Source organism: Pseudodesulfovibrio tunisiensis (assembly GCF_022809775.1).
In the GTDB taxonomy this organism is placed as follows: Bacteria; Desulfobacterota; Desulfovibrionia; order Desulfovibrionales; family Desulfovibrionaceae; genus Pseudodesulfovibrio; species Pseudodesulfovibrio tunisiensis.
The window spans coordinates 2,086,374-2,107,176 of record NZ_CP094380.1 but is presented as its reverse complement, the minus strand read 5'-3'; the positions used below and the strand labels follow the sequence as shown (position 1 = coordinate 2,107,176).

At 60.9% G+C, this 20,803-nt stretch carries 23 protein-coding genes; 6 read left to right on the top strand and 17 right to left on the bottom strand.

Annotation, left to right across the window (positions count from 1 at the left end):
* Window positions 1-85 precede the first annotated feature (85 nt).
* From nusB to MPN23_RS10350, 6 genes are all read right to left on the bottom strand, one after another.
* A complete protein-coding gene (nusB, locus tag MPN23_RS10375) occupies window positions 86-556 on the bottom strand; it encodes a transcription antitermination factor NusB (protein WP_243544136.1) in 471 nt (156 codons plus the stop codon).
* A gap of 3 nt (window positions 557-559) precedes the next feature.
* Complete coding sequence (ribH, locus tag MPN23_RS10370; protein WP_243544135.1) at window positions 560-1,027, bottom strand: 6,7-dimethyl-8-ribityllumazine synthase; 468 nt, start codon at window positions 1,025-1,027, stop codon at window positions 560-562.
* Window positions 1,028-1,064: 37 nt separating this feature from the next.
* The gene (locus tag MPN23_RS10365) at window positions 1,065-2,285 is read right to left on the bottom strand and encodes a bifunctional 3,4-dihydroxy-2-butanone-4-phosphate synthase/GTP cyclohydrolase II (RefSeq protein WP_243544134.1); all 1,221 of its coding nucleotides are present in this window, start codon (window positions 2,283-2,285) and stop codon (window positions 1,065-1,067) included.
* Between the two features lie 299 nt (window positions 2,286-2,584).
* On the bottom strand, window positions 2,585-3,844 hold the full coding sequence (locus MPN23_RS10360) for a diguanylate cyclase (RefSeq protein WP_243544133.1): 1,260 nt from the start codon (window positions 3,842-3,844) through the stop codon (window positions 2,585-2,587).
* A 67-nt stretch (window positions 3,845-3,911) separates the two neighbouring features.
* Window positions 3,912-4,697, bottom strand: a complete 786-nt coding sequence (locus tag MPN23_RS10355) for a substrate-binding periplasmic protein (RefSeq protein WP_243544132.1) — start codon at window positions 4,695-4,697, stop codon at window positions 3,912-3,914.
* Window positions 4,698-4,808: 111 nt separating this feature from the next.
* Window positions 4,809-5,192 carry a pancreas/duodenum homeobox protein 1 gene (locus tag MPN23_RS10350; protein ID WP_243544131.1) on the bottom strand — a complete coding sequence of 128 codons (384 nt, stop codon included), beginning with the start codon at window positions 5,190-5,192 and terminating at the stop codon, window positions 4,809-4,811.
* 319 nt (window positions 5,193-5,511) lie between these two features.
* Between MPN23_RS10350 and MPN23_RS10345 the strand changes: the two genes are divergently transcribed.
* A complete protein-coding gene (locus MPN23_RS10345; RefSeq protein WP_243544130.1) occupies window positions 5,512-6,246 on the top strand; it encodes a glycosyltransferase family 2 protein in 735 nt (244 codons plus the stop codon).
* Between the two features lie 84 nt (window positions 6,247-6,330).
* On the opposite strand, the gene MPN23_RS10340 is transcribed toward MPN23_RS10345, so the two are convergent.
* From MPN23_RS10340 to MPN23_RS10290, 11 genes are all read right to left on the bottom strand, one after another.
* Entirely contained in the window at window positions 6,331-6,987 is a 657-nt protein-coding gene (locus MPN23_RS10340) for a riboflavin synthase (RefSeq protein WP_243544129.1), read from the bottom strand.
* A gap of 99 nt (window positions 6,988-7,086) precedes the next feature.
* A complete protein-coding gene (gene ribD / locus MPN23_RS10335) occupies window positions 7,087-8,226 on the bottom strand; it encodes a bifunctional diaminohydroxyphosphoribosylaminopyrimidine deaminase/5-amino-6-(5-phosphoribosylamino)uracil reductase RibD (protein WP_243544128.1) in 1,140 nt (379 codons plus the stop codon).
* Window positions 8,198-8,659, bottom strand: coding sequence for a deoxycytidylate deaminase (locus MPN23_RS10330; RefSeq protein WP_243544127.1), 462 nt, complete (start codon window positions 8,657-8,659; stop codon window positions 8,198-8,200). Before MPN23_RS10330 ends, ribD begins: the two co-directional genes overlap by 29 nt.
* Before the next feature lie 170 nt (window positions 8,660-8,829).
* Window positions 8,830-10,068 (bottom strand): serine hydroxymethyltransferase, encoded by a 1,239-nt coding sequence (gene glyA, locus MPN23_RS10325; protein WP_243544126.1) that lies wholly within the window; start codon window positions 10,066-10,068, stop codon window positions 8,830-8,832.
* A gap of 68 nt (window positions 10,069-10,136) precedes the next feature.
* Entirely contained in the window at window positions 10,137-11,375 is a 1,239-nt protein-coding gene (gene fabF, locus MPN23_RS10320) for a beta-ketoacyl-ACP synthase II (RefSeq protein WP_243544125.1), read from the bottom strand.
* Between the two features lie 106 nt (window positions 11,376-11,481).
* On the bottom strand, window positions 11,482-11,718 hold the full coding sequence (locus MPN23_RS10315) for an acyl carrier protein (protein ID WP_243544124.1): 237 nt from the start codon (window positions 11,716-11,718) through the stop codon (window positions 11,482-11,484).
* Between the two features lie 33 nt (window positions 11,719-11,751).
* Window positions 11,752-12,495 (bottom strand): 3-oxoacyl-[acyl-carrier-protein] reductase, encoded by a 744-nt coding sequence (fabG, locus tag MPN23_RS10310; protein ID WP_243544123.1) that lies wholly within the window; start codon window positions 12,493-12,495, stop codon window positions 11,752-11,754.
* Between the two features lie 94 nt (window positions 12,496-12,589).
* On the bottom strand, window positions 12,590-13,579 hold the full coding sequence (locus MPN23_RS10305) for a beta-ketoacyl-ACP synthase III (protein WP_243544122.1): 990 nt from the start codon (window positions 13,577-13,579) through the stop codon (window positions 12,590-12,592).
* Between the two features lie 51 nt (window positions 13,580-13,630).
* A complete protein-coding gene (gene plsX, locus MPN23_RS10300) occupies window positions 13,631-14,635 on the bottom strand; it encodes a phosphate acyltransferase PlsX (protein WP_243544121.1) in 1,005 nt (334 codons plus the stop codon).
* Between the two features lie 29 nt (window positions 14,636-14,664).
* Window positions 14,665-14,844 carry a 50S ribosomal protein L32 gene (gene rpmF, locus MPN23_RS10295; RefSeq protein ID WP_243544120.1) on the bottom strand — a complete coding sequence of 60 codons (180 nt, stop codon included), beginning with the start codon at window positions 14,842-14,844 and terminating at the stop codon, window positions 14,665-14,667.
* Window positions 14,845-14,914: 70 nt separating this feature from the next.
* Window positions 14,915-15,439: a YceD family protein gene (locus tag MPN23_RS10290; RefSeq protein ID WP_243544119.1), complete on the bottom strand. Its 525-nt coding sequence runs from the start codon at window positions 15,437-15,439 to the stop codon at window positions 14,915-14,917.
* 195 nt (window positions 15,440-15,634) lie between these two features.
* Between MPN23_RS10290 and rpmB the strand changes: the two genes are divergently transcribed.
* The 5 genes from rpmB (at window position 15,635) to MPN23_RS10265 (ending at window position 19,660) form a co-directional block, all read left to right on the top strand.
* Window positions 15,635-15,841 (top strand): 50S ribosomal protein L28, encoded by a 207-nt coding sequence (rpmB, locus tag MPN23_RS10285; protein WP_243544118.1) that lies wholly within the window; start codon window positions 15,635-15,637, stop codon window positions 15,839-15,841.
* A 150-nt stretch (window positions 15,842-15,991) separates the two neighbouring features.
* Window positions 15,992-17,272, top strand: a complete 1,281-nt coding sequence (locus tag MPN23_RS10280) for an ABC transporter substrate-binding protein (RefSeq protein ID WP_243544117.1) — start codon at window positions 15,992-15,994, stop codon at window positions 17,270-17,272.
* Window positions 17,273-17,281: 9 nt separating this feature from the next.
* A complete protein-coding gene (locus MPN23_RS10275; RefSeq protein WP_243544116.1) occupies window positions 17,282-18,598 on the top strand; it encodes a HAMP domain-containing protein in 1,317 nt (438 codons plus the stop codon).
* A gap of 4 nt (window positions 18,599-18,602) precedes the next feature.
* Window positions 18,603-19,205: a sensor histidine kinase gene (locus MPN23_RS10270; protein WP_243544115.1), complete on the top strand. Its 603-nt coding sequence runs from the start codon at window positions 18,603-18,605 to the stop codon at window positions 19,203-19,205.
* A 161-nt stretch (window positions 19,206-19,366) separates the two neighbouring features.
* Window positions 19,367-19,660: an SHOCT domain-containing protein gene (locus MPN23_RS10265; RefSeq protein ID WP_243544114.1), complete on the top strand. Its 294-nt coding sequence runs from the start codon at window positions 19,367-19,369 to the stop codon at window positions 19,658-19,660.
* Window positions 19,661-20,803: the final 1,143 nt, after the last annotated feature.

Below are 20,803 nucleotides of genomic sequence, written 5' to 3'. Positions count from 1 at the left end.
TTGTTTCAGCAAACCGCCCCCGAAGGCCCGGGCATAGGCCAGGAATCTTCGGGAGCGGTTCGCATTGCTTGTATTTCTTTCGTTGCTAGAACGATTTGTTCACGTCGAACTTGCCGGAGTCCACGGCACGGGCCACGCCGTCCAGAATGCCGTTCACGAAGCTGCGCGAGTTGCCGTCGCCAAAGGTCTTGGCCAGCTCGATGGCTTCGTTGATGGCTGCCTTGAGCGGAATGTCCGTGTACAGGATCTCGTAGAGGGCCAGCCTGAGAATGGCCAGCTCCACCCGGGCGATGCGGTCGATCTTCCAGTGCTGGGAGAACTTGTCTATGGCTGCGTCCACCTCGGCAAGGCGCTGCCCGGCTCCGAGCACGAGGGATTCCCCGAACTCGATGGCCGCGGCCGACTCCTCGTCGAGCACGCAGGGGTTCTGATTGTACGCCCGGCCAAGGTCCGGTTCCTGATCCCTGGGAGCGAACGGCAGCCCGTACAAAACCTGAAATGCCAGAGTGCGTCCCACTCTGCGCGTACCGGGCTTTTTGCCCTTGTTCTTAGCCATGTTCTACAATTGCTCCAGCACTCGAACGGTTTCCAGCAGCGCGGAAGCGGCTTCCACGCCCTTGTTGCCGCCCTTGGAACCGGCCCGTTCAATGGCCTGATCCAGGGTGTCGCAGGTCAGCAGGCCGAAGCCCATGGGCACGCCGGTCTCCATGCTGGAGTGGGCGACGCCCTTGGCGCATTCACTGCACACGTAATCGAAGTGGGGGGTGGCGCCGCGGATGACCGCACCCAGCACCACAACGCCGTCGTACTGGCCGGATCTGGCCAGTTTCTGGGCGGCGATGGGCAGCTCGAAGGCGCCGGGCAGACGGACCAGAGTCAGGTCGTCGCGCTCCGCGCCGTGACGGACAAGATAGTCCACGGCACCGGAGATTAGTCGGTCCACGATGAAGTCGTTGAATCGGGCGGCGACGATGGCCACTTTCAGGCCCTTGGCATCCAGTTTGCCTTCGATGGTCTTGAGGTGCATGGGGTGCTCCTTGTGAGATTATATTCTGATGAATATGTTACGCTTTGTCGGCTTCGTCAATGTGCAGGATGTGGTGCATCTTGTCACGCTTGGTCCGCAGGTACCTGAGGTTCTGGTCGCAGGCGCCGACCTCGATGGGCACGCGTTCCACGACTTCCAGTCCGTAGCCCTGCAAACCGACCATTTTCTTGGGGTTGTTGGTCAGGAGGCGCATCTTGGTCACGCCGAGTTCGACCAGAATCTGCGCACCTGTGCCGTATTCGCGGAGGTCCGGCGGAAAACCGAGCTTCACGTTGGCTTCCACGGTGTCGTAGCCCTGATCCTGAAGATGGTAGGCCTTGATCTTGTTGCCCAGACCGATGCCTCGGCCTTCCTGCCGCATGTACACGAGCACGCCCTTGCCCTCGTTGTGGATCATGCACAGGGCGCTGGCGAGCTGGTCGCCGCAGTCGCAACGGCGGGAGCCGAACACGTCGCCGGTCAGGCATTCGGAATGTACGCGCACCAGCACGGGCTCGTCCGGATGGATGTCGCCCATGTGCAGGGCGATGTGGGTCTTGCCGTCGGCGGAAGACTTGAAGGCCGTGGACTTGAAGTCGCCCCAGCGGGTGGGAAGTTCGGCCTCGGCCACCTTGGTCACGGACACGTCGCCGAAACGCATGCGGTAGGCGATCACGTCGGCCACGGAGCAGATCTTGATGCCGTGCTTTTCGGCAAAGGGAATGAGATCGGGCATGCGGGCCATGTTGCCGTCGTCGCGCATGACCTCGCAGATCACGCCGGCGGGCTTGCAACCGGCAAGGCGGGCGATGTCCACGCTGCCTTCGGTCTGGCCGGTGCGCACGAGCACGCCGCCGTCCTTGGCGCGGAGCGGGAACACGTGGCCCGGAGAAACAATGGCGTCCGGGGTGGCCTCGTCGGCCACGGCGGTCAGGATGGTGGTGGCCCGGTCAAAGGCGGAGATGCCGGTGGTCACGCCCTTGCGCGCCTCGATGGACACCGTGAAGTTGGTGCCGAAACCGGACTCGTTCTTCTTGGTCATGAGCTCGAGGCCGAGCTTGTCGCACATCTCCCCGTCCATGGCCAGGCAGATCAGCCCGCGGCCGTGGGTGGCCATGAAGTTGATGATTTCCGGGGTGACCTTTTCAGCGGCGCAGACGAGGTCGCCCTCGTTCTCGCGGTCCTCGTCATCCACCATGATGACCATCTTGCCCTGGCGGATATCCTCAATGGCTTCTTCTATCTTGCAAAGCGGCATGGTTCGCACCTCTTGTCAGACGGCCGGCCTGATTGCGGGCGGCGGGTCTGTTTTCTTGTCATTTCCCTCAAAAATCCCTTCAAAGAACCGGGACAGGCTTCCCGTGCAGGGAACCACACTACTTACCGCAAATGTCTTCCGGGGAAAAGGGGAAAATTTCTGGCCGGATCGGCAGGAAACACGGACAGTTGCAGGGTGGAAAAGCATAGCCCTCGGTCGCGGCGAGTCGTGTGCCGCTGCCGGGGATGATAGGCATGCAGATCCGAAAGGCAAGTCCGTGTCGAGTTTTTGGACGGAAATCAGTGCCGGACGCGGTCCCGGCCCTCGTCCTTGGCCTGATGGAGCTTTTCTTCGGCTGTGCGGATGAGCCTGTCGCGGATGTCCCCGGTTTCCCCCTCGGTGGACCGGAGTGTGGCCACGCCGCAACTGGTGGTCAGGGATACGTGCCTGTCATCGAGCAGGAATCCGTATGCCGCGACCGTGGTACGGAACTTTTCGGCTGCCGCAATGGCGCCTTTCCTGTCCGTGGCCGGGAAGATGACCGCAAATGTGCCGCCTTCGTAGCGCACCAGAATGTCCGCGCTGCGCAGGGTCATGCGCATGAGTCGGGCGAACTGGCTCAGGATGCGGTCCCCGGCCATGTGCCCGTGGATGTCGTTGATTTTCCGGAAGTGGTCCACATCCGTCAGCATCAGGGACAGGGGCGTGCCGTAGCGTTTGGCGTGTTCTATTTCCTCGTCCAGCCGGGTGAAGAAGTGTCGTCTGTTGTACAGGCCCGTGAGTTCGTCGGTCAGTGCCAGTGTGGTGAGCCTGTCCCGGGCCGAGCCCATCTGGTGCACGATTCGCAGGGTGAAGAACATGAGCACGCCCAGAATCAGGGCCGCAGACGCCGCAATGATCCCGATCATCACGTTTCGGTCCGAGGCCATGCGGGTCTGGATGGGGGTGATGTCGAAGGCCACGCTGATGCCGCCCCGCACGTCGCCGATCTTGTAGCCCTGTCTTGCGTGGCATTTCATGCACGAGGAATCCACGAAGAGCGGAGCCATGTATCGGTAGAAGGTCTTGCCGTTCCGGGTTTCGCGGGTGGCGTACTCGGTCTCGCCCTGTTCGAACAGCTGCAAGGCCTGTTTTTCGAAGCTGTCCGGGGCGTTGGCCGGGTTCAGAGGGCGCAGGCTGGTTATGCGGTATTGGAGCAGACCGTCCTTTTCCGCCAGTTCCGAGATTTCCCTTGTCATCAGGGCGGGATTGCGCAGGGTGAAGGTTCTGCCGTCCTCGGTGCGTACATCCGGGTCTTCGAGATAGGGATTGGACTTCACACCCTGCTTCTTTTCCACGTAGACCCCGCCCTGCATGGCGTTCCACAGTCGGGTCAGCACGATGTTCCGGAAGTGTGCCTGAGCCCGGGTGTGAATCTGGTTTTCGATCAGTCGGCTGTCACGCAGGTATACGCCCATGTACAGACCCACGATGAAAATGCAGATGATGAGACCCATCTGGATGGTGAAGTTGAGCCAGATTCGGGACTGGCGCAGAGGGGCTTCTATTGGGCGGGGCATGAAAATCATGATATCCCTCGCCGTTGTCCGCATCCATGATTCTTTGCGGAAAATGCGTTCGTGTTGGCTATTGGCCGGATTCCGGGCGGATGATCGGGGCCAGACCGTAGGCCGTGATGATCTTTTGCAGTTCCCCCTTGCGGATGAGGTCGTTGAATGCGCTGAAGAATCTGTGGCGGATCTCCTTGGAGACGTGGTCCCGGGAAAGGGCCACGTAGTAGTATGTCTGGCGATAGTCTCCGGCGTACCGGATGTTGTTCAGCTTTTCGCTGCGGATGATGCTGAAGCCCACATCCCGGTTGGAAAAGACCGCGTTGACGCGTTTGGTGTCCAGCTTGAGAAATCCCTGGATGTCATCCGGTCGTACCTCGATGCGCAGTTTGCCTTCCAGCTTTTCCTGAATTTCGAGCAGGGCTTCATAGGTGGCCGATGGGCCGTACACGCCCACGGTGTAGCCGATCAGGTCGCTGATGCTGCGGAATATGAGCGGATCGTCCAGATGCACGAACACGCCGTAGCGGGAGCTGACCAGAGGCGGGGAGAACTCCAGCCACGAAAGCCGTTCCGTGGTCTTGCCCACCACGAACAGCCCCTGTGCCTCACCCACCTGAACCTTGTGCTGCGCACGCGGCCACGGGAGCACCTCGAAGCCGCAGTCCAGCCCGGCCTCCAGACACACCCGCTGGATTGCGTCCCTGATCGGTCCGGCAACGTATCCGTCTTCCAGATAGCTGAACGGCGCAAATTCCTGAGTGACGAAATGAAGTGTTTCCGCCCGGGGCTGCCCCGGAGCCGACAGCTGTGCCAGAAGCAGAAACAGGATGAATGCCGCGAGCAAGGGAAATTTTCTCATGATCCCCTTGTACGGGGAACAGGGGGATGCGTCGATGATAACATGAGGAAGGCCCGCTTCCGCAATGAGCGAAAGCGGGCCTGATCCGCGTGGGGAACAGATTTTTCCGGGCTAGGAAATCGTGATGGTGAAGGGCACCGAGTGCACGGTGCGGGAGAGTTCGCGGGTGGCGTCGAGCTGCCAGCTCGGTTCGCCCTCCATGCCGGAGCGTTCCGCGATTTGCCGGGCCAACCCGCTGGCATTGATGATCGGGTGCCGGGAAAAGACCTGAGGCAGACCATAGGTCAGGCTGCACGCCAGACACTTGCCGGGTCGTTGCCTGAGCCGGAATTCGAAGTCCAGCGTATTGCCGCGGGCTCCTGAATAGGCCAGCTCGATGTCGTAGCTGCCTTCTTCCGCGCCGCCGAACAGCGCCTCGAAGAATTCGTCGGCGCGGGATGGGGGAAAGAGCTCGGCCAGCCACTCGGCTGAAAATACGGTGTCGATATCCGCCATGTCATAATCCTGCTTTTTGCGGTTGTCGGAAGGAATCCGCCGTGGAGAGGAATCCATACCTGATTGGTGCCATTGGTTCAAGAGGATCCGAGATCATGTCCCAGCGGGTTCTCTGTCCGGGGGATTTCGGGAAAAGAGCTTTTTGGGACGGGGGGTAAAGATTTGGCTCAACCCGGCCGATAGGAAGACTGACAAGGAGGAACAGACTCTTTTGTCCGGGAGACTCGTGAGCCGCATTCTTTTCGGCGGCGCATGGGCGGGAATTCGGGAGATTCCCGCCGGGAACCCCGCAGGATGCGGGATTGAAGGGGAGGCAGACATGGCCAGGGACGGCATTCTGTTTACTGTCATTACCCCGAGCACCGGCAAGCGTCCCAAGGCGCTGCAACTGGCGGTATCCTCGGTTGAGGCGGCCGCCCGATTCGCCGGACTCGGACCGGATCAGGTGGAAGTCCTCGTCGGTTTCGACGGGATCAGGGGGGAATGCCCCACCAGTTCGCTTTCGCTGCGCTGCCTGCGGCTGCCGCGCGACAACGACTGGGGCAACGGCATTCGCAACACTCTGCTCAAATTGGCAAAGGGCGAGAAGATTCTCTTTCTCGACGACGACAACGTGCTCAAGCCCTATGCCTTCAAATTGTATCGCAAATATTGGGATGCGGAGATGATCATCGGTCGCATCGACACGCAGCTTGCGTTCGACAAGCCGTTCATCCCGGTGCAGGACGACGGCTCGCTGGTTCGCCAGTGCAACGTTGACCCGCTCTGTCTGTGTCTTTCGCGCCGGCTGGTGGTGGACCGCTGCGGCGGGTGGAATTACGCGGGCAGGTACGAGGCAGACTATCTCAATATTCTGGACTGGAGCCGTCGCGCCAGAAGCACGGCAGTGCTGGACGAAATCGTGGGCGTGTACGACGCCGGACGGAGTCTGGACAATTCGGCACTTTCCCGCCGCCAGATGAACCTGCTGGACAGGCTGGCAGGGGAGCGCGGTACGGACATACGGAATCTCGGCAGGCCCGCGCCCGTCATCCTTGCGGGCGCACCCGGCTAGCACCGGAATCGACCTGTCACCATTTGCGGCCCGTTCCTTTGGGGGGACGGGCCGCACTCTTTTCCGAAGTGTCGGGGAACGGACTCAGAATCCGTTTCTGGCGAGAAATTCCATGGTGATGCGGGATTGGCTTTCCGGTTCTTCCCGAGTGGTCCACGGTGTGACCATGCGTTCCACGTACTTGCCGATCACGTCGGTTTCCATGTTCACGCGCGTGCCCGGGGTCCAGCCGGAAATCGTGGTGGAGGACTGGGTTTCCGGAATGATGTTCACCTCCAGCCATGTGGGCGCGCAGGCGTTCACGGTCAGGCTGATGCCGTCCAGCGCCACGGACCCCTTGGGGATGACGTAGCGACCGTGGTCCGCGGAAAACGCGAGACGGTAGATTCTGGATTCCCCGGCCGGATTGATGGACGCGACCTCGGCCACGCAGTCCACGTGACCGGACACGATGTGTCCGCCGAAGCGGTCGCCCATGCGCATGGCGCGTTCCAGATTGGCCACGGAACCGACCCGCAGGCCGCCCAGATTGGTGACGGTCATGGTCTCCCGGCTGGCATAGGCCGTGAACCAGTTGTCGCCGAAGGTCTCCACGGTCAGGCATACGCCGTTGACCGCGATGGATTCCCCGTGCTCGATGTCTTCCATGTGAAATTGGGGCGTGATGCGAAACCGGGTTTCCGCGCCCCGGTTTTCTGCCGCGTCGATGCGGCCCGTGCCCTGCACAAGTCCGGTGAACATGCTGGTCGTCTCCTTGCAATCGATCTGGTTCCCTGTGTAGCAGGGGGGTGTCCGGCTGTAAACGGGCGTCTGGCAGACTCCCCTCCGAAGGATGGGCAGCTAGTCGTCGAGCCTGAGGGTCAGGCGGATGTCCGTGCCGGACGGCTCGACCCGGGTGATGCGCAGGTTCAGCGCGTCGCGCATGGAGACATCTCCGCGTCCCGAATACGCGGACGGGGCCAGATTGTCGCCCAGAACCCGGGGCGCGACGTAATGCACGATTTCGTCGGCAAGGCCCTGTTCCATGAGTTGCATGGCCAGTCCGCCGCCACCCTCGCACAGGGTGTAGTGCACGCCGTATTCGTAGCGCAGCCGTTCGAATCCCAGCGCCAGATTCAGGCAGCCCGGGCCGCCGGGCAGGGGCCAGACACGGACGCCAAGGGCGCGAAGCGCATCGGCCTTTTCGGATCGCGCTGCCGCGTCCGTGGTCCAGAAGATCGTGCTTTGGGCGCGTTCCGCAATCAGGGTGGCGCGGCTGTCCGATTCGGGCAGTCGCGATGTCGTCACCACGGCCAGAGGCTGCGTGAAATCTTCCGGCAGGGGAGTCTGCCGACACGTCAGACTCGGGTTGTCCGCGTAAAAGGTGTTGCCGCCCACCACCACTGCGCCGACCTTGCTGCGCAGCTCGTGCACGTCCTCGAAGGAGCGGGCGCAGGAAACCGCTTCCGGCATCTTGCGGCGGGAGGCGATCTTGCCGTCCAGCGTGGCGGCCATCTTCAGGATGTTGAAGGTGGAGTGCGACTCCTGCCAGAGCCGGAAGTCGGCGAGCAGGTCCAGACATTCCCGTTCCAGCACGCCCGTGACCACTTCGATGCCGTTGTCGCGCAGTCGCTGCACGCCGCCAGCCGCCTTGGGGTTCGGGTCCAGCGCGCCAACCATGACCCGGCCCACCTTGGCCTCGATGATCGCTTCGGTGCAGGGCGGGGTCTTGCCGTGATGGTTGCACGGCTCCAGCGTGACATACATGGTCATTCCGGCCGGATTCACGCCGCGCCGTTTCGCATCGGCCAGGCATTCGCGCTCTGCGTGGAGCTTGCCGAATCTGGTGTGCCATCCCTGGGCCACCACGCGATCATCGTCCACCAGAACCGCGCCCACGCACGGGTTCGGAGCCGTGGCTCCGCGTCCCTGATAGGCCAGCTTCACGGCCTCGGCCATGAATGCCTCGTCCCTACCTGAAATCTCCTTCCATAAAAACATGGTGGATTCCCGCCTCCTTGAGCATGGCTTCGGACAGTTCGTCGGGGTACTGCTCGGCGTAGTAGATGTTCTTGACCTCGCAGTTGATGAGCATCTTGGTGCACAGGATGCAGGGCTTGGTGGTGCAGTAGATGTCGCAGCCGCGCAGGGACAGGCCATGTGTCGCGGCCTGAATGATCACGTTCTGTTCCGCGTGCAGGCCCCGGCACAGCTCGTGGCGTTCGCCAGAGGGAATGTGCAACTGGTCGCGCAGGCAGCCCACTTCCTCGCAATGGGCGATGTTGGTGGGCACGCCGTTGTAGCCGGTGGCCAGTATGCGTTTGTCCAGAACCGCAATGGCGCCCACGGCGCGACGGGTGCAGGTGGAACGCTGGGCCACGAGGTGCGCGATGCGCATGAAATATTCGGGCCAGGGCAGACGTTGGGTGGACATGGAAACAACTCCTTGCGGCAGGGTATGGCGGACCGGAACGGCGCGTGACGGATCATGGCGCGGCCCGCAACCGCAGAACCTGCGTTTAGCACGGATGAAGGGGAAAGAAAACGGCCCTGCCGCCGGGGTTCCGGGGCAGGGCCGCGAATATGGTCTTGGTGTGCGTTCGGCTACCAGGCGTAGAGCGGGAACTCGCGGGCGAATTCCTCGACTTCCTCGCTGATCTGGCCAAGCACCTTGTCGTCCTGGTAGTTTTCCAGAGCCGCGACAATGGCTTCGCCGACCACGATCATGTCTTCCTCGATCATGCCGCGGGTGGTCAGGGCAGGGGTGCCCAGACGAATGCCCGAGGTCACGAACGGGGAACGGGTCTCGAACGGAACCGTGTTCTTGTTCACGGTGATGCCCGCCTTGTCCAGCGCGATTTCCGCGTCCTTGCCCGTGATGTCCTTGTTGGTCAGGTCAACGAGCAGAAGGTGGTTGTCCGTGCCGCCGGAAACCAGATTGAATCCGGCTTCGGTCAGGGCGGTGGCCAGCACCTTGGCATTCTTCACGACCTGCTGCTGGTACTCCTGAAAGCCCGGGGACAGGGCCTCGCCAAAGGCGACGGCCTTGGCCGCGATCACGTGCATGAGCGGGCCGCCCTGGCATCCCGGAAAGATCTGGGAGTTCAGGGTCTTTTCCTGATCCGCGGTGGACAGGATCATGCCACCGCGGGGGCCGCGCAGGGTCTTGTGCGTGGTCGTGGTGGTGTAGTGGGCGTGTTCGATGCAGCTCGGATGCTCTCCGGCCGCGATCAGGCCCGCGATGTGCGCCATGTCCACCATGAGCTTGGCGCCGACTTCGTCCGCGATTTCGCGGAAGCGCTTGAAGTCGATGACGCGGGGGTAGGCGGACGCGCCCGCGATGATCAGGGTGGGCTTGTGCTCCTTGGCCGTGGCCAGAACCTGATCATAGTCGATGAGCTGGGTTTCCTTGTCCACGCCGTAGTGCACCATGTTGTACAGCTTGCCCGAGAAGTTGACCGGGCTGCCGTGGGTCAGGTGTCCGCCGTGGGACAGGTCCATGCCGAGCACGGTGTCGCCGGGCTTGCAGCAGGCGAAGTACACGGCCATGTTGGCCTGGGAACCCGAGTGGGGCTGCACGTTCACGTATTCGCAGCCGAACAGGTCCTTGGCGCGTTCGCGGGCCAGGTCTTCCACCTCGTCCACGAACTCGCAGCCGCCGTAGTAGCGCTTGCCCGGATAGCCCTCGGCGTACTTGTGGGTCATGATGCTGCCCTGGGCCTGGCGGACCGCGGTGGAGGTGAAGTTTTCGCTGGCAATGAGTTCCAGCTTGCTTACCTGGCGGTCGAGTTCATCGGCAATGGCTCCGGCGACTGCCGGATCCTGAATCATCAGCTCTTCCATTTTTGCATCACCTTTGTTGGATCGCCGGCTTGTCGAACAGGCGGCGGTTGATGGGTTCCGTTGCCCTACTATCCTTTGTAACGCTTGTACAGCATGCAGGCGTTGGTGCCACCGAATCCGAAGGAGTTGCTGAGTACGAATTCCGCCTGCTGGTCGCGCGGGCCTTCAACGCAGTAGTCCAGATCGCATTCCGGGTCCGGATTGGTGCGGTTGACGGTTCCGGGAATCACGCCTTCCGTCAGGGTCTTGACCGCGAATGCGGATTCCACGCCGCCGGCAGCGCCGAGCAGGTGTCCGATCTGGGACTTGTTGGCGGTGATGGCGATGTCTTCCGCATGGGAGCCGAAGACCTTGTGAATGGCCCGGGTTTCGCACAGGTCGTTGAGCTTGGTGGACGTGCCGTGGGCATTGATGTGGTCCACCTCGGACGGATCGATGCCTGCCTCGTGGATGGCCGCGCTCATGGCCAGAGCCATGCCCGCGCCGTCCTCGGGCGGTGCGGTCATGTGATGCGCATCGCCGGACGCGCCGAAACCGACCACTTCGGCCAGAATGTTCGCGCCGCGCTCCAGAGCGTGATCCAGGGATTCCAGAAGCAGCAGGCCGCAGCCTTCGCCCATGATGAATCCGGTGCGGTCCGCGTCAAAGGGGCGGGAGGCCAGCTCGGGCTCGTCGTTGCGCGTGGACAGGGCCCTCATGGCGTTGAATCCGGCCACGCCCAGCGGGGTGATGGTGGATTCGGCTCCGCCGCAGACCATGATGTCCGCACGGCCGAGCATGATGTCGGTATAGGCCGAGCCCACGGCATGGGTGCCGGACGCGCAGGCCGTGGTGGTGCAGATGTTCGGTCCCATTGCTCCGGCTTCGATGGAAACCTGGCCCGCCGCCATGTTGGCGATGAGAATGGGGATGAAGAACGGGGAGATGCGTCCCGGTCCCTTTTGCAGGAGCTTGGTGTGCATGGTCTCGATGGTCTGCAGACCGCCGAGCCCCACGCCGATGATGGTGCCGGCGCGATGCTTTTCCTCGTCGGGGATGGTCCAGTTCGCATCCCTGAAGAGCTGTTTGGTGCAGGCCACCGCATACTGGGTGAAGGTCTCCATGCGGCGGGCGGCTTTCTTGTCAATGTACTCGGTCGGATCGAAATCCTTTACCTCACCGGCGATCTTGGTGTCGAAATCAGTGCAATCGAATTTGGTGATGGGGCCGATGCCGGACTTTCCGGCCAGCAGGTTCTGCCAGCTGGTTTCCACGTCATTCCCGATGGGAGTGATGGCTGCTATGCTGGTGACTACTACCCTGTTCATACCCTTGTTCCGTGGTTAGGGGTCCAGAAATGCAAAAGGAGCGCCTTACACCTCAAGGTGCATAAGACGCTCGCTTGTATGGTCAAAAGTCGAAGCGCAAGGCCGGTTAGCCCTGAGCTTTCTCGATGAAGCTGATGGCGTCCTTGACCTTGACGATCTTCTGGGCTTCCTCGTCGTCGATCTCCAGATCGAAGGTCTCTTCCATGGCCATGATGAGCTCGGTCAGGTCCAGGGAGTCGGCACCGAGGTCTTCGACGAAAGCAGCGTTCTCGACCACTTCGTCAGCGCTCACACCCAGCTGGTCCACAATGATTTCCTTAACTTTTTCGGCGTATTCGGACATGTTCCCCTCCAGTATGCATTGTTTGATTGTTGTCTACATGTACATGCCGCCGTTCACGGCGATCACCTGTCCGGTGACGTAGGCGCCGCCCGGGCTTGCCAGGAACGACACGGCGGCCGCTATGTCCTCGGCCTTCCCGAGGCGTTTCAGCGGAATCTGTTCCATCATGGCATTCACGGCTTTTTCCGGCAGAACGGCAGTCATGTCGGTTTCGATGAATCCCGGGGCAACGGCATTGACCGTGATGCCCCGACCGGCCAGTTCGCGCGCTGCGGATTTGGTCAGGCCGATGAGCCCGGCCTTGGCAGAGCAGTAGTTGGCCTGCCCCGCGTTGCCCATCTGGCCCACGACGGAAGCGATGTTGATGATGGCCCCAGAGCGCTGCTTGCCCATGATTCTGGAAGCTTCCCGAACAAAGGCGAAGCAGCCGGTGAGGTTGATCTGGATGACCTTGTCCCAGTCCTCATCCTTCATGCGCATCATCAGGCCGTCCCGGGTGATGCCGGCGTTGTTCACCAGCGCGCCCAGTTCGACTTTCCCCTTGATTTCTTCCTTGAAAAACGAAGCAATGGCGTCACGATCGCCGGAGTCGAGCTTGAAGGCCCGTGCCTTGCGGCCGAGCTTTTCAATGGCGGCAACGGTTTCGTCGGCCTGTTCCGGACGGCTCACGTAGGTCAGATGGATGTCGAAGCCGTCGGCCGCGAGCCGTTCGGCCACTGCCCGGCCGATTCCGCGGGAACCTCCGGTGACCAGGGCGACTTTGGGAAGATCGCTCATTCGGATACCTCTTTCTCGCTTTTCATGTCGGTCCCGCTCCAATATACCAATTGAACCGAGACTGCAAATTGCAAAAACAACGGAGCTGTGACGATTAGAAGCGGACCAGAGCCGCGCCCCAGGTGAAGCCGCCGCCAAAGGTGGTCAGCAGCACCAGATCGCCCTTTTTTATGAACCCGTTGTCCCGCGCCTCGGACAGGGCGAGGGGCACGGAAGCCGCGGACGTGTTGCCGTAGCGGTCCACGTTCACGTAGACCTTTTCCTCGGGCACGCCCAGCTTCTTGCCCACGGCCTCGATGATGCGCAGGTTGGCCTGATGGGGCAGGAGCACGTTCACGTCGTCCACGGACAGGTTGTTGCGTTCCAGAATTTCCTTGCACACGCCGGTCATGTTGCGCACGGCGTGCTTGTAGACCTCGCGGCCCTGCATCTGGATGAAATAGTCGTCGCGGACCGGTTCGCCTTCCTTGTAGGTGGACATGGAGCCGCCGCCCTTGACCGTGAGCAGGTCGCCCAGACCGCCGTCCGTGCCCAGCTTCACGTCCAGAACGCGTGGCCCGTCCTCGGGGTCGCCCGCAGTGACCACCACGGCTCCGGCCGCATCGCCGAACAGCACGCAGGTGGCGCGGTCCGTGAAATTTGCGCGGTGGGTGTTCACCTCGCTGGCCACGACCAGCACCTTGGCGTTCCTGTCCAGCGCCACGAAACCGCGTGCGGTCTCCAGCGCGAACAGGAAGCCGGAGCAGGCAGCGGACACGTCGAGCGCGATCTTGCCCTTGACTCCGAGCTTCTCCTCGAGAACGCAGGCTCCCTGAGGAATCACGTAATCGGAAGTGTAGGTGGCGAGAAGGATGTGTGTCAGGTCGTCGGCTTCGATGCCGGCGTCCTTCAGGGCCATTTTGGCGGCCCCGTATGCCAGGTCGGTGCAGCCTTCTCCCGGACTCACGATGTGGCGTTGGCGGATGCCGGTCCGGGTGGTGATCCATTCGTCCGAAGTCTCCACCATGGTTTCCAGATCGGCGTTGGTCAGGATTCTGTCCGGGGCATGACGGCCGAGGCCGCGAAGAATGAAATCGGTGTGCATGGCTTGGTACCAGAACGGCCGGGAAAGCCCGGCCGTCGTTTATTTGAAAGGTCAGGCGGCGTTGGGAGTCGCCTTGGTTTCAGAGAGGTCCTTGTGAACGGCCAGTCCTTCGGCCAGATGTTCGTGGAGCTTGTTTTCCACGGACTTGGACGCCATGCGAATGGCGTTCAGGATGGCTTTGGGATTGGATTTGCCGTGGCAGACCACTACCAGACCCTTGAGGCCGAGCAGAGGGGCACCGCCGTATTCGGCGTAGTCGGTCACCGTCCGGAACCGTTTGAAGGCGCGCAGGGAAAGAAGGGCACCCAGCTTGGACAGCCAGCTGCGCTTCAGCTCTTCCTTGAGGATGTTGCCCATGGACTTGGCCAACCCCTCGGAAAGCTTCAGGGCAACGTTGCCCACGAAACCGTCGCACACGGCAACATTCACGTTGCCGGTGAAAATGTCCCTGCCTTCCACATTGCCAATGAAGTTCATCCGCGATTCGCGGAAAAGGTCAAAGGCTTCCTTGACCGTGGCATTGCCCTTGCCCTCCTCTTCGCCGATGGAGAGAACGCCAACGGAAGGATTCTCCATGCCCAGCACATCCTTTGCAAACACGTCGGCCATGAGACCGAATTGCAACAGGTGCTGCGGCTTGGAGTCCACATTGGCTCCCACGTCGATGAGAATGACGGGAGCCTTTTCCGTCGGCATCACACCGGCGAGAGCGGGCCTGAGCACGCCTTTGATTCTTCCGAGGATGAACATGCCGCACGCCACGGAGGCGCCGGAATGTCCGGCACTGACCACGCCGTCGGCCTGGCCGTCCTTCACCAGCTTGCAGGCGACCTGGATGGAGGAATCCCTCTTGCGCCGAAGCGCATCCGAGGGTTTGTCGTGCATCTCCACAATCTGTGTGGAATGATGCACGCGAATATCCAGGCCGTTGGTGTCGAACCTGACCAACTCGGCGTTGATCCTGTCCGCGTCACCGACAAGCACGATGGCGGTGCCTTCGCGCGCCGCATCGACTGCGGCGGGAACGATCACCTCGGGGCCGTAGTCGCCGCCCATGGCGTCCACGGCTATGCGGGGGGGCGGTGCTAGGCATCTTCCTTGTTCAGCACCTGACGGCCCTTGTAGCTGCCGCATGCCTCGCAAACACGATGGGGAAGGGTCGGCTCGCCGCATTCGCAGTAGATCACGTTGGGAATCTCCACGCGGTCGTTGGCGCGGCGCATGCCTTTCCGGGAACGGGAAGTCTTTTTCTTGGGAACAGCCATGATGTGTACCTCGTATCTTTTTTTTTGCCGGTCGAGCGTTTCCCCGGGGGGGGTGTGCTCGACAGGGGCGCTACTTTATCTTCATATTGCGGAAAACCGCAAGCCTCGGATCACCCTCTTCCCGGTCGCAGATGCATTCGCCCTTGTTCAGGTCGGCGCCGCATCCCGGGCAAAGGCCCTTGCAATCCTTGGAGCAGAGCGGTTTCATGGGCAGGGCCAGGACAAACTCTTCCCAGAGTATGGCGGCCATGTCCAGTTCCGCGATTTCCCCGGCCAGCCGGACCCGGGCTTCCTCGCCCTCGTCCTCGCTGTCCTTGGGAAGCTCCTCGAAGAGGTCGAACTCGGTGTCGATGACGCACTCGAATTCCGCGGCGCATCTGTCGCAGGGGACCGTCACCGATCCGGCGAGCCTGCCACGCACAAGCGCGGCCTGATCGCCCTGGGGCTGAATGCGTACCGTGGCGACCAGATCCCGACCCGGCGAAACGCGAAGGCCGAAGTCCTTCCACCTGTCGCGCCAGACCAACTGATCAGAAAATGAAAAGTCCCGGCCATCCGCCGGGATGTCGTTCAACGGAATCCAAAGTTCGAACATGATTCTCCTCCGCCCGCAGCGCGGGCAACCGCTGATTCCTATATGGATACTTTTTCTCTTGTCAAGAAAAAAACCCTTGCGTTTTGTGAATCGAATAGGTAAGGAAACACTCCCGCCGAGTGAGAAGGCATTGGCCGAGCTTGGTGGTGAGCGTAAGAATTTCATTTATTTTCATAGGATATATAGGAGGTCTCCATGAGCCAGGTTTGTGATATATGCGGAAAGGGTCCCCAGTCCGGGAACAGTGTAAGCCATTCCCACATCAAGACCAAGCGCCGTTTCATGCCCAATTTGCAGAAGGTCCGCCATCAGGAGCCTTCCGGCGAGGTCAAAACCATCAAGGCCTGCACCCGCTGCATCCGCAACGGTGCAGTCGTGAAGCCTGCTGTCAAAAAGGCCTAGCTTCCATTCGAATTCGCTTTTCATCGGAGCCGTCGGTACACCGACGGCTCCTTTTCGTATTTATAATACCATTCTCCTTACCGCCACCCTGTGACATGATCTATAACTGCGTAAGGCATTGCCTTGCGTTGTCCGCAACAGGGAGCCTGCATGAAACGGGCGGTTTTTCTTATTGTCCTGGTTTTGGCCTTTCCTGCGCTGTTCTGCGGCAGGGCTTCGGGTGAGTCCCCTTCGGGCCTCACCTTCCTCCACTATTGGTCCGGTCCCTTTTCTGGCGGCATCGACGCCATGATGGATACCTTCAGCCGTGCCAATCCGGCCTATCGGGTCAAGGCGCAGGGATTCGAGCACGAATCCTACAAGGTGGGCATCCGGGTCATGCTGGCCAGCGGCACCGTGCCCGATCTCTTTTCCTACTGGGCCGGAGCACGGGTGCAGTCTCTTGTGGCTCGGGATTATCTGGAACCTCTCGACGATGTGTGGGAAGACGGAAAACTGGATGCCGTCTTTCCCGAAAACATCGCAAATGCCTGCACTTACGACGGTCACAGGTACGCCGTGCCCGTGACCCAGCATTTCGTGGCCCTTTTCTACAATCGGGAACTTTTTCGTGCCCACGGCATGGTCCCTCCGAGATCATGGGAGGAGCTGAAGGCTGTCTGTGCCCGTTTCCGCAAAGCCGGAATCACGCCCCTTGCCCTTGGAGCCCGGGAGCGCTGGCCAGCCCAGTTCTGGTTCGACTATCTCCTGCTGCGCACGGCCGGACCGGATTTCCGCCGCGATCTCATGCGAGGCACGGCATCATATGACGATGCGCGGGTGCTGCGGGCCTTTTCCCTTTGGGCCGATCTGCTGGAACAGGGATATTTCAATGATGATGCGCTGCAACTGGATTGGGCCGAGGCCGCGACCCGGTTGCGAACCGGAAAGGCTGCCATGACCCTGATGGGGTCGTGGATCATCGGACTTTTCGACGGTCAGCTTGGATGGAGGCAGTCCGAGGATTACGGCGTGTTTCGATTTCCCGTGGTGGACGGCGACGTGCCTCAGGTGGCGGTCGGTCCCGTGGATGTGATCGTGGTCCCGGCAAGAGGTCGGGTCAAGGCCGCGAAAAAGGTTGTCGCCTATTTTGCCGAAGCCGGACCGCAGCTTGCCATGAGCCGCGGGTCCGGGGCGCTGTCTCCCAGCTACAGGGTGCCGGATACCGTGTATGGTCCGCTTCAGGTCAGGTTGGCCGGGATGGCGCGCTCTGCTCCGGGATGGGCGTTCAACTATGATTTGGCGACCCTGCCCGACGTGGCTGACCTTGGATTGAATGCGTTTCTGGAATTCTTGCGTGCGCCCAGCGAGCATGCCGCGATTCTTTCACGGCTTCAATTGCAGGCCCGGGCCCGTTTCGAGCTTGCCGGAAAAGCCGGAAACAGGGAATGAGGCGCAGCCATGATCGGGAATTGGAAAAACAGTCTCATCCAGATGATCGCGGCTGTGGTGGTCGCGGTGGAGGTTCTGGTGCTGACCGCGCTCGGCATGTTTTACACCGAGTGGTTTTCCCGTCAGTTGGACAAGGGGCTGGAGGAGAGCGTGCGCATTCCGGGCGCGCTCATGAATCGTCAACTGCTTCGGTATCAGAGCGTGTCGGACAAGGCTGTCATGACCGAACTGGTGGGCGACCGGTTCGAGGACGGCATGGTCGTGGGCACGGACGGCATCATCTACTATGCGTACAGGCCGGATTTGCTCATGAGGCCGGTATCCTCGGTGCCCGGAGTCGACCCGGGCTGGTTTTCCGGGGAGTCGGACGTCCCGTGGGTACTGCGGCAGACCAAGGCAGGCAAGGGATATCTGGTCAGCGTGACGCCGGTGACAGCATATCAGGGCGGCAGACCGTTCTTTCACGTCTACGTGCGCGTGGCCACGGACGAGACCGAGGCGCTGAAATTCCGGGTTTTCGCCCTGTTCGTCGTAGGGTCGGCCGCATGCGTCTTTCTCACGTCCATGGTCATCCTTCTGTTTTTGCGTCAGCGCGTGACCAGACCCTTGGAGGAACTGGAACGGAGCGCCGACAATCTGGCGTCCGGCGACCTCGATCATCATGTTCCGGTGCATCGGCACGACGAGATCGGCAGTCTTGCCCGCAGTCTGGACCGCATGCGCGGAGCCATTCGGCAGAAGCTGGATGAACTGCGTGAGCTCAACGTGGACCTGCGCGAGCGCAAGGCAAGGATGAAGGCCTTGCTGGACGCATTGCCGGACGCGGTGTTCATCGTGGACGAGAACGGAAGATATCTGGAAGTGTACACGGGCAGGGCGCATCTGCTGCTTGATGATCCCGTTGCCATGCGTGGTCGGCTCATGTCGGATTTTGTTGATCAGGAGACTGCGGAACGGTTCATGACCGTGGTCGAAACCACGCTTGCCGGAGAATCCGTGGTTCTGGAGTATCCCTTGGCGGTGCATGGCGGACACTTCTGGTTCGAGGGGCGCACGGCCAGATTGGATCGGGAACACGGCGAGGCCTCGGTCATCTGGGTTTCCCGGGATATTACCGCACGCAAGCACATGGAGGAACGGCTTCGACAGGCTCGTGATGTTGCCGAGGCCGCGAATCTGCGACTCATGGAATTGGACAAGGCCAAGTCCGGGCTGGTGTCTTCGGTTTCCCACGAGTTGCGCACGCCCCTGACTTCCCTGCTCGGATTCGCCAAGCTCATTCTCAAGAATTTTTCCCGGCATTTCCTGACGCTGGCAGGGGGATGACGAAATGCTGCGGGCCAAGGGAACGCGCATTGTCGACAACCTGAACATTCTCATTCTTGAAGGCGAACGGCTGACCCGGCTCATCGGCGATGTGCTTGACCTGAACAAGATCGAGTCCGGTCGGGTGGAGTGGCGGGACCAGCGCATTGCACCGGGCGCCATTGCCGGAAATGCGGTTGATGCGGTGAGCGGACAGTTTGCCCAGAATCCGGACGTGGAACTGGTGCTGGATGTGGAGCCGGGGCTGCCCGAAATCGAGGTGGACCCGGATCGCCTGTTTCAGGTTCTGCTCAATCTGCTCAACAACGCCGCCAAGTTCACTGCTGCCGGCCGCGTGATTCTGTCCGTATCCGCGGCGTCCCCGGAAATGGTCCGCTTTGCCGTGAGCGATACCGGGCCGGGTCTTCCCGAATCCGAACTCGAACGGGTTTTCGAAACCTTTCATCAGGCTGTCGCGCCGGACGACTTGAGCTGCAAACCAGGCGGGGCCGGGCTTGGATTGGCCATTTCCCGGGAGATCGTGCAGCATTATCAGGGCCGCATCTGGGTGGAATCCGAGCTGGGCAAGGGCAGTGTCTTTCTGTTCGAGCTTTCAGCCGTATCCTGATTCAAGTGTGCAGCATATTGCACGTTTTTTTGCGCAATCATGCACAAAAGATGATGTCCTGCACAATGTCTCTGTTCCTCATCTTTCCGTAATTGTTGATTTTATATGTTTGGCACGCCCTGTGCTATGTCTTCAACATCACAGCGACAGCGAGGAATGACATGGATTTCATACAAGCAATAAACGGATGGTGCGGCTGGGCCGGTTCCTGGAGTGGACACGGCGTTCACGGCGGCGGGTATTTCTGGGGAATGTCCCTGCATTCCTGGACGCTGCTCATCATTCTGGCTCTGGTCGCGTTGCTGCTTTTTCGGGCGATTCGTCGTCCTGCTCCGGTCCAGACGGTTTCCGGCCTGTCGCAGAGCCCTGAAGACATTCTCAAGCGCCGGTACGCTCTTGGCGAAATCAGCAAGGAAGAGTTCGATCGCATCAAGCGCGAACTCCATGACATATAAGCAGTTCCTTCAAGAACCCTCTCCTTCCTCTCGCAGAGCGCCCCGCATTGTGTGGGGCGCTCCTGCTTTTGAGGGACGGCGGGGCGTCCCGCGTTTCGAAGAGGTTGGGCTGTGCCAGCTTGGCGGGCCGTGCCGGGCGAAGCAATTCGCCGTCGACTGCGCGCCATCTTGATAAGGGAGGATTTCGCCCTTCTCGGGCGAGTTCCTTTTATATCAAGGCGGATAAAAGGAACTAAAAGCCGCCTTTTGGGACCGCCCCGGCCGTGCGCGTTTCCTACTTGATCAAGGCTGTTCTACCGTGCGTCCGCCACAGGAACGGATGCCTTGATCAAAGGAAAACGGTGGGAGGTTGGTTGGGCCGGGGGAGCTTGGTAGGGGCGAGGCGACCTTTCTCGCTCGGAACAGTATTCCTTACTCAGACCGAATTTCGGCTCGCGAGGGCTTGGAACCAGTTGCAGCGACCGAAGCCGGGGCGATGCGGTTTTCGCAGAAAACGTCGCAATCGCCCGGCGAAAGGGCGCTACTGGTTCCTGCCTGAGAGAGTCGGGAGCACAGTGCAAAGGGGCTTTTTTTTCGTTTATTTTTTTGCCCCAACAAAAAAATGAACTCGCCCGGGAAGGGCGAAATCCTCACCTTGCAGGATGGCACGGCAAAGACAGCGCGGCGACGCGCCCTGAAGAGATGGGGCTGTACCAGCTTGGTGGGCCGTGCCGGGCGAAGCAATTCGCCGTATACTGCGCACCAACTTGATAAGGGAAGATTTCGCCCTTCCCGGGCGAGTTCCTTTTATATAAAGGCGGATAAAAGGAACTAAAAGCCGCCTTTTGGGACCGCCCCGGCCGTGCGCGTTTCCTACTTGATCAAGGCTGTTCTGCCGTGCGTTTGCCACTGGGACGGATGCCTTGATCAAAGGGAAACGGTGGAAGGTTGGCTAGGCCGGGGGAGCTTGGTAGGGACGAGGCGACTTCTCACGCCCAGCACACTGTCCTCTTACTCAGACCGAATTTCGGCTCGCGAGGGCTTGGAACCAGTTGAAGCGACCGAAGCCGGGGCGATGCGGTTTCCGCAGGAAACGTCGCAATCGCCCGGCGAGAGGGCGCTACTGGTTCCTGCCCGAGGGAGTCGGGAGCACACCGCATAGAG